Genomic DNA, 13,051 nt, shown 5'->3' with positions numbered 1-13,051 from the left:
GAGAGGATATAACTTTGGAACAAACAAAAGGAAATGCATGGGCATTATTACCACTTGGCATATTTTTAGCATTATTTATTGGCTCTGGTGTAATTACAGGGGATTTTTATAAGTTACCAATTCTTGTTGCTATTTTAATTGCAGTTGCTGCTGCATTAGTAATGAATAGGAAAGAAAACTTTACGACAAAGGTTGAACGTTTTGCTAAAGGGGCTGGCAATCCAGATATCATGATTATGGTATTAATCTTTGTATTAGCAGGTGCGTTTTCTGAAACGGCAAAAGGAATGGGCGGTGTTGAATCAACTGTAAACTTAGCTCTTTCTATTTTGCCGCAAGGATTTTTAGTTGTTGGTTTATTTGTTATCGGTGCTTTTATTTCATTAGCAATGGGAACATCAATGGGGACGATTGCAGCATTGGCTCCAATTGCAGTAGGAATTAGCGGGGAAACTGATATTTCTATGGCGCTTGCTATGGCGACAGTTGTTGGCGGTGCGATGTTTGGCGACAACTTATCTTTTATTTCAGATACGACAATTGCTGCTGTACGTACACAAGGAACGGAAATGAAAGATAAATTTAAAACAAATTTCTTAATTGTATTACCGGCTGCTATTGTTACGAGTGTGCTGTTAGTCGTTCTGACGTTAGGCACTCATTCAAATATGACGGCACATGCGTTTAACTGGGTGAAAATTTTACCGTATGCTGGAGTGTTAATTACAGCACTGCTTGGATGTAACGTATTAGTTGTATTAACGGGAGGAACAGTGTTAGCTGGTATTATCGGAATGTTGGATGGAAGCTATACACTCGCAAGTTTCTTTAAAAGCGTTACAGTAGGAATTAATGGTATGATGGAGCTTGTATTATTAGCGATCTTAATCGGTGGAATGGTCGAAATTATTCAATATAACGGCGGTATTCATTATTTAATGAATGTGCTAACACGTAATATTCGTTCGAAAAAAGGTGCAGAATTTGGAATTGCTGGTCTTGTAAGTATGACAAATATGTGCACAGCAAATAATACGATTTCTATTATTTTCACAGGTCCACTAGCAAAGAATGTTGCAGATCAATATAATATTGATCCGAAAAAATCTGCGAGCTTGTTAGATCTATTCTCTTGTAGTGTGCAAGGATTAATCCCATATGGTGCACAAATGTTAACGGCGGCAGGATTTGCTTCACTTTCACCAATTGAATTATTACCGTACTCATTTTATCCAATGTTAGTTGCTGTTTGCGGTATTATCTCAATTGTCATTAATTTTCCGCGCCTTTCGCCTGTAGCTGAGAAAAAGGAATATCAAAAAACAGCATAATGAATAAAAGAGGATGTCTTATAAAAGGCATCCTCTTTTGTTTTGGATATCACAACGATAGAATTCCATTTTGATTTTTAAAAATATAATTCGCTGTTATGCACGGCCAGATGCTCTCGTCCCCCTAAAAGGAAAGTGGCTTTTATGCTTGTTTTTTATCTTGTATTTATATATATCCACTTTAATTTCTCGACATATAAGTCGCTACTATGCACAATACAGCATGATCGCTACTTGCTTTCTCTTTTTGTTTTAAACCTTGCATGTGGCAGAAAAAGACCCTGACCGCTTCTATGTATGGCCAGATGCTCTCGACAGCCTAAAAAGAAAAAGATCTTTATAGCGATTTTTTAATTTGTATTTATATAGGTCTGATAATAAATAGGACTTAAGTCTGAGAGAAAAACGGTTCTTAAGCTCGTTATAGAAAAATGAAAAGATAGGTAAGATAAGAGTATCAAAACGAAGGGAGGCAAGCACAAGATGAAACAATTTTTAGCGTTTATGGCAGCCGGTATTTTAGCTTTAATTGCTCTTGGAAGTCTTGCTGGTATTGTAGGGTTAGCAATTGGAGCAGGGATTGTGTATTGGAGCTATAAATCATTTGTGCGAGCACAATCATTTTTTGGAAAACTAGCTTGGGGGATTGTCGGTTTAATCGGCTTGTCAATTGCCCTGTCCCATTCCCCAGCATTAATCGGTATTGCAGCACTAGTCGTTCTATATTATGGATACCGTGAATGGAAAAAAGAGAAAGATGTAGTAGATGCTGCTTCAGATAGCTCGAAGTCGTATAGCAATTTTGAAGATGAGTGGAACAAATTAATGAAAAATAATTAATATTAAATAAAAAAAATAATAGAGTAGAAGAGAGGAAGATTAAAAATGAAACAATCATTATTCGGACGTGTACGCGATGCAATACTTGCAGATTTTCATAATGTGTTAGACGAGAAAGAAAGAAAAAATCCAATGGCGATGTTAAACCAATATTTACGTAATGGTGAGCGTGAGATAACAAAAATTGAAAAATTAATTGAGCGTCACAAAACATTAAAATCTAACTTTGCTCGTGAGCTTGAACAGGCGCGTTATTTCGTAAATAAGAGATCCAAGCAAGCTGTAATTGCAAAGGAAGCAGGAGAAATGCAACTACATGATCGTGCATTAGAAGAAGTTGCGTACTACGAAGGGCAAGTAGCTCGATTAGAAAAAATGTATGCGGGAGTTGTAGAACAAATAGATGAGCTAGAACGTCGTCTATCTGAAATGAAAAATAAACTAAAAGAAATGAATGCAAAACGTATGGAATTAATGGCACGTGAAAATATGGCACATGCGAGCCGTCGTATGAATACGGCTCTTCATAAAATGGATGAGAATAACCCATTTTTACGCTTTGAAGAAATTGAAAATCACATTCGTGATTTAGAACTTCGTATTCATGAAGATCATGAGCGTGACACATTTGATATGAAAATTGCAAAGCTTGAGCGCGAAATGAAGGAGAAAAAAGAAGTATCTTTAACGAAAGAATCAGTACAATAATTGTAGTATATTATAAAACGAGCTTATGATATAGTGATAGAAGAAAAGGTGTTGGAATACAATACCTTTTTCTTCTATGTATATATAATAAAGAAGGGGGAGCTGCAATGAAGAAACAATTTTCAAAAACACAATTATTAGGGATGCTCCTCGTCATATTTGGATTCGGTCTTTTTCTTGATATGATTCTTGGGCATTTTGAACCTGGTGCCCTTATTTTTGCATTTATTATGATTATGTTTGGGAGGCATTATCGAAACAAGAATCGATATGTGAGAGGGAATGTGTGTTTATTTGTTGGGGGACTTGTTTTCTTATTTTTCCTATTTTCATCAGCAGCTTTCGTTCTCGTTTTATTTGCTTGCTTAGCTTTCATTGGTTACCAATTGATGCAAGGTCAGCAGAAGACAAAAACGGTACAGGTCGAAATTAAGGAAAAAGAATATATAAATGAAGAAAAACCAATCTATCGAACAGAACCGTATATAAAGAATATAATGGTTGGTAACGTACGAATAATGGATCATATTTATGAGTTAGAAGATGTTAATATTCAATATGGAATTGGTGATGTTGAAATTGATTTAACAACAGCTATAATTCCAGAAGGTGAAACTGTCATTGTCATTCGCGGTGTGATTGGTAATATTCGTTTGTATGTTCCGTACGATATTGAACTATCTTTAAATCATTCAGTTATTGTTGGGAGAATTTTGCTCCCATCGCATGAAGAAACAGGCTTTAATCGTAATGTGAAGTTTAGAACGGAACAGTATAAAGAAGCTCCTCGCCGTATTAAAATTATTTCTTCGCTTATCGTAGGCGATACGGAAGTGAGGAAAATATAATGAAAAAACAGAAGAATATTTCATGGATGTATATTCGCTATTCAATATTATCTTCTATGAGTATTGCACTTATTTGTACGATCGTTTTTATATGGAAAAGCCAGCAAAATGTGTATGATTTATTATGGAAAGAATCTATTGCTTCTGTTCCTGTTAGTTTGTTTATTTTAGGTACGAGTCTTCTCATTGGTGGGATTGTTGGATATGCAATTGGTTATTATATGCAGCAGCGTATCCAAGGATTAACGACTTTTTTATTTGAAGTAGAAAGAGGGAATTTTCCGAGAGATGCTTCGTTTACAGGGGAAGATGAATTTCAAGAAGTAGAACGAAAGGTAATTGCACTTGCTAGACGTTTAGAAGAGCAAGCCGGATTATTTCAAAAAGTAACGAATGAACGAGCGCAGTGGAATGAAGAAATGAGACAACAGGCCATTTCAGAAGAGCGGCATCGTTTAGCGAGAGAGCTTCATGATTCTGTTAGTCAACAGCTCTTTGCGATGTCGATGATGATGTCAGCAATTAATGTGCAAACCGCCCATATACCAGAGGGTACGCAAAAACAATTACAACTTGTTGAAAATATGGTTGTAAACGCTCAATCAGAAATGAGAGCGCTTCTTCTACATTTACGTCCCGTCCAATTAGAAGGTAAAAAATTAACAGAGGGCATTGAAGAATTATTAACAGAGCTTTCAAGAAAACAACATATGAAGATTGAATGGTTGATTGAGCCAATTCAATTGAAAAAAGGTGTGGAAGATCACTTATTCCGCATTGTACAAGAAGCACTGTCCAATACATTGCGGCATGCAAAAGCGAAGAAAACAGAAGTAAGGTTGCGCCAAATTGATAAATATGCAATTTTAAAAATTATTGATGATGGCGTAGGCTTTGAAGTAGGTGTGAACAAAGCAGGATCATATGGTCTTCGCTCTATGCAAGAGCGCGTTCATGAAATTGGCGGAACTTTAAAGGTATTAAGTTTTCCGAATAAAGGAACGCAAATTGAGGTGAAAGTGCCAATTCTTATAGAAAGAGGGGGGGAACAAGATGATTAAAGTATTGCTTGTTGACGACCATGAAATGGTTCGAATGGGTGTATCGGCTTATTTATCGACTCAGCCGGATATTGAAGTTGTAGGAGAAGCGGAAAATGGAAGAAAAGGTTCAGAATTAGCACTATTGCTAAAACCAGATATTATTTTAATGGATCTTGTCATGGATGAAATGGATGGTGTTGAGGCAACGCGAGCGATTACTCAAGAATGGCCAGAAGCAAAAATTGTTGTTGTGACAAGTTTCTTAGACGACGAAAAGTTATATCCGGTTATTGAAGCTGGTGCAACTAGTTATTTGTTAAAAACATCTCGAGCTAGCGATATAGCAGATGCAGTTCGAGCGACATACGATGGGGAAACAGTACTCGAACCGAAAGTTACCGGAAAAATGATGTCACGTATGCGGCAAAAGAAGGAACAGCCTCTGCATGAAGAGTTAACAGAACGAGAGTTTGAAATTTTATTATTGATTGCCGAGGGAAAGAGTAATCAAGAAATTGCTGATGAACTATTTATTGCTTTAAAAACAGTGAAGACGCATGTAAGTAATATTTTAAATAAATTACATGTAAGTGATCGAACACAAGCAGTTATTTATGCGTTTCGTCATCAGCTTACAAAATAAAAAAGGCTGTAAAGAAGCCTTTTTTATTTTGTAAGTATTCACTGTATTTTTTGAATATGATTCCCTCGAATATTTTCCAAAGATGGAGTAGAACGGATAAAATTTGCGAATGCTTCTTGATCTGTCGGACCTTCAACACGATTTCGCCCTTTTTGAAAAATTGTAAACTTATCTCCTCCATTTGCTAGGAAAGAATTTACTACGACAGAGTATGTTGTATGATCTTGGAGTGGCTCACCATTTTCTAGTGTAATTGATTCTATCCCATTTTTTCCCCATGTGTAACGAATTCCAGATACTTGTAACATACGTATTTCATCATCCCATTGTTCATGCAGTGCGCTTTGAATTTCTTTACCAGTTAAATCCATTTTAATGAGTTTATTTTCAAAAGGTTGGATGAGAAATGTATGTTCCCATGTAATGAAACCGGCTGGTAAATCATGGCGAATACTCCCCGGATTGACAAATGCAATGTCAGCTTGCATGGCTTGACGCTGGGATGTAGCAAGAAGAGCACCAAGATTTGCTTCTCCATCTTTATTTTGATCTCGCGTCAGCTCGTGTACACTTTTTCCAAGTACTTGCTCGGTTAGTGGGGCTATTTTTGTTTGATAGCTTTGGAGCCATGTTTGGATGATTGGATTAGGTTGCATTTGATCATGATGAGTAGGAATAATCTTTGCCGTTTTTCTTGTAATATCTTTCGTTTTACGATTAATTGTGAGCTGCACATTTGCAAAAGCTCTTCCATAAGAATACGCTTCAACAAGTAATTTTCCATTCACATATCCATTCATATAAGAATGATTGTGTCCACCAAATAGTATATCTACATCATCATCAAGCTTACTAGCTAAATCAGCAAGTGGCCCGTAGGTAATTCCGTCTGTTGTCTTCCCATCTAGATGAGCAAGAACGATAATTGCATGGATGCCTTTTTGCTGTAATTCTCGTACGTATGTTTGAACAGCGGTAGCTTCATCTATAAAGGTGACTGCCGACATATCGCTTTGCATCGTAAGAAATGGTGTCTCTTTTGTAACGACGCCAATAAAAGCAATAGGAATACCATCAATCCACTTAATTGCATATGGTGGGAATAGAGGCTTATTTGTGTTAGCATTTAGTGCATTTGCACAAACATAAGGGAAAGAACTACCTGGAAACATACCGGTTTTTGGATGAAAGCCACCATCAATTAGTCGTTTTAGCTCTTCTACACCTTCATCAAACTCATGATTACCAATTGTTCCAACGTCAAATTGTAGCATATTTAAAAATTCTATTGTTGGCTCATCTTGAAAGAGAGCCGAAATGGGGGGGCTTCCGCCAATCATATCACCAGTATGAACAAGCAAGGTGTGTGGAAATTGTTTTTTATAGGAGTTGATATAGGAGGCTATGTAGTCAGCGCGACCGGTGGGCTTTCTGTGCAGCGGCGTAGTTGTGTGGATTTGGCCATGTAAATCGTTTAATCCAATTATTTGTACAGGTATTTCAGGAGATTCTGGAGGAGAAAAAACTGACGAAAGAGTTATAGAAATGAGAAAAGAGATATACGTAAGAAAGATAAACATGTTGTCACTCCTTCACATATACTAGTATTCTTATTGTATTAGAAGGACAACTTTTTGTTTTATTAAAAAATCGTAAATCTTTTATGGAATTATAAAATTTTTTGTTTCTTATAAATTTACTTTCATTTTGCTCTAAGTGAAGTTTTATCCCGCTATTCGTGGGCAGTAAGATCCCCCATTTTAAGATTGAGAGGGGGTCGTTGTCCAGCTCCAGTGGCTAGAATGTTCGGTGGCTTCGCTTCTTCCTACGAGGTAAAAAACACCTCTACGTCAGAAGCTCCATCCCCCTCACATTCTGGACGAGCCACTTCCGCTTTTCTAAAGAAGATAGGTGAGGGAATCACTGCTGGCATGTGCAAGGTTGGGCGGGCTAACCATCAGTGGGAAATGAAAAAACTCTCCACTGATGGAAGTTTCACTTTATTTTATGACGAAAAGAAGGATTTATTATTTATTATGGAGAATACTGTAATCATCCACTTGCTGGAAAGAACAAACGAAGCAGAGGTGACGATAATGCTTGTAATGGGTGTATTGTTATGTATTACTGCAATTTGTGGTTTTATATGGTTATCTTATTCTCGTTCGCTTAAGCAGGCAGGAGTGTTACTTTTTGATAAAGGTAGTTTGTTTGCAAATCAATCCAGATTTTTAGTATGTCCGAAGTGTGGTAATGCACAGGCAAGAAATGGTGGATATCAAGAGTGTTGCCGAACAAGGTTATGAAAGAGTAACAAGCCTCACATCATGTGAGGCTTGTTACTCTTTCGCAGCTTTCCAAATTGTCCAACGATCTTGTTCTATAATGGGGGATTTCTTGTAAAGTTTAGAGTGAATATGTCGCAATAACCCAGAAAGTTCATTGTCTGATAATTCATGGAGAATAGAGCGGCCTGTACGTGGTGATAAGTCTTGAAGTAAATCTTCAATTGAAGGATGTGTTTTACGAACTTCCCACAGAGTTTGAATCGGATTTGTCTCAAAGCCGTTATCATGTAACAAATGTTGTATTTGATTTGTTTCTGGTCTTCGTTTTGCTTCTATGCGGATTAATTTGGGATAGCAAGAAAAGAAATAGCCGCGAATATGTTCCGGACTTCCTGAAATCGTGCAGTCTTCAATTGTCCGATCTTGGAGAATAAGGATACCGCCTCGTTTTAAAATGCGATATGCTTCTTGAAGAAATTTCGGAATATAATCTAGATGATGAATAACAGCTCGTGATAGAACAATATCAAATGTTTCATCTGCAAAAGGGATGTTATAAGCGTCACCTTGTATAAAGGAAACATTTGATGTATGAGTACAATTTTCTTTGGCAGCCTGGATCATCTGATTTGAAAAATCAACACCAATTACTTCAGCTGCCCCCATCATAGCAAGTTGTTTCGTATAAATCCCACCTCCGCATCCAATATCAATCACTCTTTTTTCTTTGACATCTACAATGTTTTGTATCATATGTGTCCATGAATCTGTTGCTTGACGATTGGTATACGTATATTTGTTGTCTGAACTATGAAAATCTATCGGCATGTTGTAACCTCCTTTTCATGTATATTATATCGAATTTAATTTGTTAGGTTGATTTTGTTTTCTTTCGAGGACAATAAGTTTTTCTTATTTTGAGGAATGAGGATGAGAGCTATGCGAAAAAAATGGTTATTCATGTTCTTTCTTTTTTTATTAGTAGCATGTAATCAAACGGATGAGAACATAGAACAAAGTGAAAAATCAACAAAAGAAGCGGGGCGTATTGTGGAAGAGAATGTACAAGTAATTGTATCTCTAGTAGGGAAAAAAGAAACAATATTGAAGGATGACGAAGCAAAAATAGCGGCTAATATTATAAGTAAAGCAGAGAAACAAAATGTAATCGGTGAATTAGGTGAACCGGAATATGTAATTACAGTTAAGAAAAATGGACAAGAAGAGAAATATAAAGCTTGGCTTCGTACAGAAGCGAGAACAGGATGGTTACAAAAAGAAACAGATCCAAAAAATTTTTATCTTATATCAAAAGTGGATACAGAAAAACTTCTTTCTTTATTCCCGTCGGCACCTTTCATACAAAATGAGGAGGGACAGCAATCAACTATAACTGAAATCACTAAAAAAGATTTACAAATTACTCGTTTTCACATTAAAACAAAGGAAAATACAGTGTATTATACAGTGTATTATACGATTTCAGACGCATTATATAAAAAGCTGGAAAAAGAAAAAAACTATTATTTTCAATTACAATTTCCTTCGAAAGTACAAAAGATAATAAATAAAGAAAAAAGTGAACAAGTACAAGGTGAGTTAGTGAAAGAAGGATATAAACAATATGAAGTGGACTTTGTTGTTCCCGTTAGTGGTATATCATCATCTCAATTAAAAATGTTAGAAGCGTATTATGATCAATACAACCTAAAAGTATTGAATCATACAAAAGAAGAGATAGGTGCGTTTCAAAATATTATTCAAATAGTAAAAGAATATGGAGAGAAGATGCAGCTAGAAAGATAATGGTTGTTCTAGGAAATGAGAAAAAGAGTGATAAGATACCATCACTCTTTTATTTTGTTTTTGTTGAAGGTTCATTCATGGACTTTCGCGTAATAAAATAAGCGATAATAAGTGCAGAAAGGATAATGGAGCTAATAAAAATATTGTCGGGTAGCCAATCTAAAAGTAATACATATCCAACAGTATAAAAAATTAGCATAGAAGCTAGAAAAGATAAGGCGCCGATCATAACAGATTGCAATGTCACCGTTTTCACCTCCTTACATGTATAGTATTGGCTAAAAGTGGAGGAAATAAACGATAGTTTCCAATAAACTTGAAAAATATGACATAATTAAGAGGAAAAAGATTATCGGTAAGGAGAGGAATATGAAACAAAATACAAAAGGATTATGGGGAATTATTGCAGCAGTTGGTGTTTTTCTGTTGTCTAAATTAAAATGGGTGTTTGCTATTGTAAAATTAGCAAAGTTTTCTACTGTATTTAGTATGTTGCTATCTCTTGGTGCTTATGCAGCAATATACGGATGGAAATTTGGCGTTGCACTTGTATACTTATTACTTATTCATGAAATGGGTCATTTGTGGGCAGCAAGACGAAAAGGGATTGCAACATCACCTGCTATTTTTATCCCATTTTTGGGAGCGGTTATAGGAATGAAAGAATTGCCTAAAAACGCAAAAGATGAGGCATACATTGCATATATGGGACCGTTATTTGGTTTACTCTCTTTTTTACCAGCCATTCCACTGTATATGATAACAAAAGAACCATTTTGGGCACTTGTTATTGTACTTGGTAGCATGATTAATTTCTTTAACTTAATTCCCGTATCACCTCTTGATGGTGGACGAATTGTTTCTGTTGTAAGTACGAAAATTTGGGCGCTTGGCCTTGTTATATTGCTCGGTTATGCAATTGTACAAAAAAGTATTTTTCTTGGATTTATTTTTATACTAGGTTGTTTAGAGTGGCACAGAGTATCAAAGCGAAATCAACCAATCCAAGAGCTTGGTTGGAAAATAGATACCATAAAAGAATATATTATACGTTTGAAAGAAGAATTGCGAGAAACAGGTGCACTTCATCGCACCATCTATATGATGCATCATGAAGTGACAATGCTTAACCAGAAAGAAAGAGATAAAACATTAACAAAAGAAGAACGTCAAAGAAAAATAGCATTAGATTACCTGTATCCTAAATTTGAACCACTTGATTACGTACCGTATGAAGAGGAAAGAGAACGGTACCTTCTATTGATGCAAGATGCAATAGCAGTGTCAGAGCGAAAATTACATAAGTGGGAAGAAGAAAAAGAACAGTATGAAAAGTACTATTCTGCAAATATGAAAACTCGTATAAGTATGTTCATTTTGTATGTATTATTACTTGTAGTACTCGGATATGCTACATATCAAGGAACCACTATCTTGCAGAATCAACTTCCGACACGTAATTTGTAGAAAAGTATTGTCGAAATGATAAGAACTATTTATACAGGAACCCCCATTTTTTCATAGAATATTACACTTCTAATAAATAAATGTAATATTTATAAAGCAAAGGGGTAAGGTGTATGAAAAAAATGTGGAGTATACTTGGAATTCTTCTTGTCATGGGAATCGCTAGTTACGGCTTAAGCAAATTTTTTATACACTATGCGAGTAAGCCGGTTGGTGTAGCATCAATGCCAAAAGTAGAAGATGTGGATGAGACGAAAGAAGTGTTACAATTTATCGGTACAACACATGCAAGTTATAATAACTTTTTAAATTATGGAAAAGCAGAAAAGTATACAGATGGAGATTGGGATCATTTCATGAAATGGTTTCAAGAACAGGAGAATGCTTTAAAAAATTTTGAGAAGAAAGTAAAAAACAATCAAATAAAACGAGATGTGAAACGAAGTTATGAAACTTTAAAAAAGGGAGTAACGAATCGGAATATTGAGTATATTGTTTATGCACATCGTGTATACCATGATCTTGATATTATTTTAAATAAATATACAGGTGAAACGAACATTTGGGGCTATACAGAGTTTGGAAATGGAAAAGATGTGAAAATAATCGAACAGGTATTGCAAGCACCGTAAAAAGACATACTTAGTATGTCTTTTTATTATTCCGCTACTTTTGAGCAGTAAGTCACCACCTTAAGATGGAGAGACAAGCACAAAAGAGAGATGAAAGCACTGATTAAAGTTTCACTTTATGACGTTTTTCACAAAAACATCATGTTTATAGTGATTAAAATCACAACCTATATTTGGAGTATTCTATAAAATAGAGATAGATAAAGAAATAGAGGAGTGAATAGTATGTTAAATCCAAAAACAATTGAAATCGTAAAATCAACTGTACCGTTATTACAAGAAAAAGGTGTAGAGATTACAACACGTTTTTATGAAATTATGTTTTCTGAGCATCCTGAACTATTAAATATTTTTAACCATACAAATCAAAAAAAAGGAAGACAGCAACAAGCCTTAGCAAATGCAGTATATGCAGCTGCTAATTATATTGATAACTTAGCAGTAATTATTCCAGTTGTAAAACAAATTGGACACAAGCATCGCAGCTTAGGTATTAAAGCAGAGCACTATCCGATTGTTGGAACATGCTTATTGCAAGCAATTAAAGAAGTAGCTCATGCGCCGCAAGAAGTATTGGACGCTTGGGGAGAAGCTTATGGTGTAATTGCTGATGCATTTATTAGTATAGAAGCAGAGATGTATGAAGAGGCGGCAGCAAAAGCGGGTGGTTGGAAAGACTTCCGCAACTTTATCGTCGTGAAAAAAGAGAAAGAGAGTGATGTGATTACATCCTTTTATTTAAAACCGGAAGATGGAGGAGGGCTATCCTCATTCTTACCAGGACAATATGTAAGCGTACAGCTAAACATCGAAGGAGAAACATATACACATAACCGTCAGTACAGTTTATCCGATGCCCCTGGAAAAGATTATTATAGAATTAGTGTAAAACGTGAGAAAAGTATGGAAGGTCCAGAGGGAGTGATATCTAATTATTTACATGATCATGTAAAAGAAGGAGATATTTTACCATTAAGTGCACCGGCAGGAGATTTTGTACTTAATATGGATTCACAATTACCAGTTGTGTTAATTAGCGGTGGGGTAGGAATTACACCGATGATGAGTATGTTAAATACATTGATTCAACAATCACCAAACCGTAATGTATACTTTATTCACGGTGCGTTAAACAGCGATGTACACGCAATGAAAGATTATGTTGCAAATATAGCGCAAGAGCATGAACAAGTAAAAGCATATACTTGCTACTCTGCACCAACTGAGCAAGATAAGAAAGTAAAAAACTATGATAAAGAAGGATTTGTTGATTTAGCGTGGTTACAAACTATTATTCCTTCTAATGAAGCAGATTTCTATTTCTGCGGACCAGTACCATTTATGAAGCATATTCATGTAGGTTTGACAGAATGGGGCGTTTCATCAGAACATATTCATTTTGAATTTTTCGGACCAGCAGCAAGCTTACAGTAATTAGAAAGAAC

The 13,051-nt window shown here is 35.6% G+C and carries 14 protein-coding genes; 11 read left to right on the top strand and 3 right to left on the bottom strand.

What is annotated here, in order from left to right; translation table 11 throughout:
* Positions 1-14: 14 nt before the first annotated feature.
* The 6 genes from BM350_RS06920 (at position 15) to BM350_RS06895 (ending at position 5,413) form a co-directional block, all read left to right on the top strand.
* The gene (locus tag BM350_RS06920; RefSeq protein ID WP_090915441.1) at positions 15-1,331 is read left to right on the top strand and encodes a Na+/H+ antiporter NhaC family protein; all 1,317 of its coding nucleotides are present in this window, start codon (positions 15-17) and stop codon (positions 1,329-1,331) included.
* Between the two features lie 483 nt (positions 1,332-1,814).
* Complete coding sequence (locus tag BM350_RS06915) at positions 1,815-2,171, top strand: lmo0954 family membrane protein (RefSeq protein ID WP_090915443.1); 357 nt, start codon at positions 1,815-1,817, stop codon at positions 2,169-2,171.
* Between the two features lie 45 nt (positions 2,172-2,216).
* Entirely contained in the window at positions 2,217-2,879 is a 663-nt protein-coding gene (locus BM350_RS06910; RefSeq protein ID WP_090915445.1) for a PspA/IM30 family protein, read from the top strand.
* Positions 2,880-2,986: 107 nt separating this feature from the next.
* The gene (gene liaF, locus BM350_RS06905) at positions 2,987-3,727 is read left to right on the top strand and encodes a cell wall-active antibiotics response protein LiaF (protein ID WP_090915448.1); all 741 of its coding nucleotides are present in this window, start codon (positions 2,987-2,989) and stop codon (positions 3,725-3,727) included.
* A complete protein-coding gene (locus tag BM350_RS06900) occupies positions 3,727-4,788 on the top strand; it encodes a sensor histidine kinase (protein ID WP_090915450.1) in 1,062 nt (353 codons plus the stop codon). The genes liaF and BM350_RS06900 overlap by 1 nt, the downstream gene beginning before the upstream one ends.
* The gene (locus BM350_RS06895) at positions 4,781-5,413 is read left to right on the top strand and encodes a response regulator (protein ID WP_090915452.1); all 633 of its coding nucleotides are present in this window, start codon (positions 4,781-4,783) and stop codon (positions 5,411-5,413) included. Before BM350_RS06900 ends, BM350_RS06895 begins: the two co-directional genes overlap by 8 nt.
* A gap of 38 nt (positions 5,414-5,451) precedes the next feature.
* Here the strand turns inward: BM350_RS06895 and BM350_RS06890 are convergent, their stop codons facing one another.
* Entirely contained in the window at positions 5,452-6,993 is a 1,542-nt protein-coding gene (locus BM350_RS06890; protein ID WP_090915454.1) for a bifunctional metallophosphatase/5'-nucleotidase, read from the bottom strand.
* 516 nt (positions 6,994-7,509) lie between these two features.
* Between BM350_RS06890 and BM350_RS06880 the strand changes: the two genes are divergently transcribed.
* The gene (locus BM350_RS06880; protein ID WP_090915600.1) at positions 7,510-7,719 is read left to right on the top strand and encodes a hypothetical protein; all 210 of its coding nucleotides are present in this window, start codon (positions 7,510-7,512) and stop codon (positions 7,717-7,719) included.
* Between the two features lie 33 nt (positions 7,720-7,752).
* On the opposite strand, the gene BM350_RS06875 is transcribed toward BM350_RS06880, so the two are convergent.
* Complete coding sequence (locus BM350_RS06875; RefSeq protein WP_090915456.1) at positions 7,753-8,529, bottom strand: class I SAM-dependent methyltransferase; 777 nt, start codon at positions 8,527-8,529, stop codon at positions 7,753-7,755.
* Between the two features lie 111 nt (positions 8,530-8,640).
* On the opposite strand from BM350_RS06875, the gene BM350_RS06870 reads away from it, so the two are divergent.
* On the top strand, positions 8,641-9,507 hold the full coding sequence (locus tag BM350_RS06870; RefSeq protein WP_090915458.1) for a hypothetical protein: 867 nt from the start codon (positions 8,641-8,643) through the stop codon (positions 9,505-9,507).
* A gap of 49 nt (positions 9,508-9,556) precedes the next feature.
* On the opposite strand, the gene BM350_RS06865 is transcribed toward BM350_RS06870, so the two are convergent.
* A complete protein-coding gene (locus BM350_RS06865; RefSeq protein ID WP_090915460.1) occupies positions 9,557-9,754 on the bottom strand; it encodes a hypothetical protein in 198 nt (65 codons plus the stop codon).
* A 122-nt stretch (positions 9,755-9,876) separates the two neighbouring features.
* On the opposite strand from BM350_RS06865, the gene BM350_RS06860 reads away from it, so the two are divergent.
* The 3 genes from BM350_RS06860 (at position 9,877) to hmpA (ending at position 13,040) form a co-directional block, all read left to right on the top strand.
* On the top strand, positions 9,877-10,974 hold the full coding sequence (locus tag BM350_RS06860; RefSeq protein WP_090915461.1) for a site-2 protease family protein: 1,098 nt from the start codon (positions 9,877-9,879) through the stop codon (positions 10,972-10,974).
* A 113-nt stretch (positions 10,975-11,087) separates the two neighbouring features.
* Positions 11,088-11,606, top strand: coding sequence for a hypothetical protein (locus BM350_RS06855; protein ID WP_090915462.1), 519 nt, complete (start codon positions 11,088-11,090; stop codon positions 11,604-11,606).
* A gap of 225 nt (positions 11,607-11,831) precedes the next feature.
* Positions 11,832-13,040 carry an NO-inducible flavohemoprotein gene (hmpA, locus tag BM350_RS06850; protein ID WP_090915464.1) on the top strand — a complete coding sequence of 403 codons (1,209 nt, stop codon included), beginning with the start codon at positions 11,832-11,834 and terminating at the stop codon, positions 13,038-13,040.
* The last annotated feature ends 11 nt before the right edge of the window (positions 13,041-13,051 follow it).

The organism is Bacillus sp. 103mf (assembly GCF_900116295.1).
GTDB classification, from domain to species: domain Bacteria; phylum Bacillota; class Bacilli; order Bacillales; family Bacillaceae_G; genus Bacillus_A; species Bacillus_A bruguierae.
Note: the sequence above shows the minus strand (reverse complement) of the source record. Positions and strands in the feature narration are given on the sequence as shown.

What these genes read in the sequence shown, in the direction of transcription:
- BM350_RS06915 (WP_090915443.1), top strand. Translation starts at nt 1,815, where the DNA reads ATGAAACAATTTTTAGCGTTTATGGCAGCCGGTATTTTAGCTTTAATT.
- BM350_RS06910 (WP_090915445.1), top strand. Translation starts at nt 2,217, where the DNA reads ATGAAACAATCATTATTCGGACGTGTACGCGATGCAATACTTGCAGAT.
- liaF (WP_090915448.1), top strand. Translation starts at nt 2,987, where the DNA reads ATGAAGAAACAATTTTCAAAAACACAATTATTAGGGATGCTCCTCGTC.
- BM350_RS06900 (WP_090915450.1), top strand. Translation starts at nt 3,727, where the DNA reads ATGAAAAAACAGAAGAATATTTCATGGATGTATATTCGCTATTCAATA.
- BM350_RS06895 (WP_090915452.1), top strand. Translation starts at nt 4,781, where the DNA reads ATGATTAAAGTATTGCTTGTTGACGACCATGAAATGGTTCGAATGGGT.
- BM350_RS06890 (WP_090915454.1), bottom strand. Translation starts at nt 6,993, where the DNA reads ATGTTTATCTTTCTTACGTATATCTCTTTTCTCATTTCTATAACTCTT.
- BM350_RS06880 (WP_090915600.1), top strand. Translation starts at nt 7,510, where the DNA reads ATGCTTGTAATGGGTGTATTGTTATGTATTACTGCAATTTGTGGTTTT.
- BM350_RS06875 (WP_090915456.1), bottom strand. Translation starts at nt 8,529, where the DNA reads ATGCCGATAGATTTTCATAGTTCAGACAACAAATATACGTATACCAAT.
- BM350_RS06870 (WP_090915458.1), top strand. Translation starts at nt 8,641, where the DNA reads ATGCGAAAAAAATGGTTATTCATGTTCTTTCTTTTTTTATTAGTAGCA.
- BM350_RS06860 (WP_090915461.1), top strand. Translation starts at nt 9,877, where the DNA reads ATGAAACAAAATACAAAAGGATTATGGGGAATTATTGCAGCAGTTGGT.
- BM350_RS06855 (WP_090915462.1), top strand. Translation starts at nt 11,088, where the DNA reads ATGAAAAAAATGTGGAGTATACTTGGAATTCTTCTTGTCATGGGAATC.
- hmpA (WP_090915464.1), top strand. Translation starts at nt 11,832, where the DNA reads ATGTTAAATCCAAAAACAATTGAAATCGTAAAATCAACTGTACCGTTA.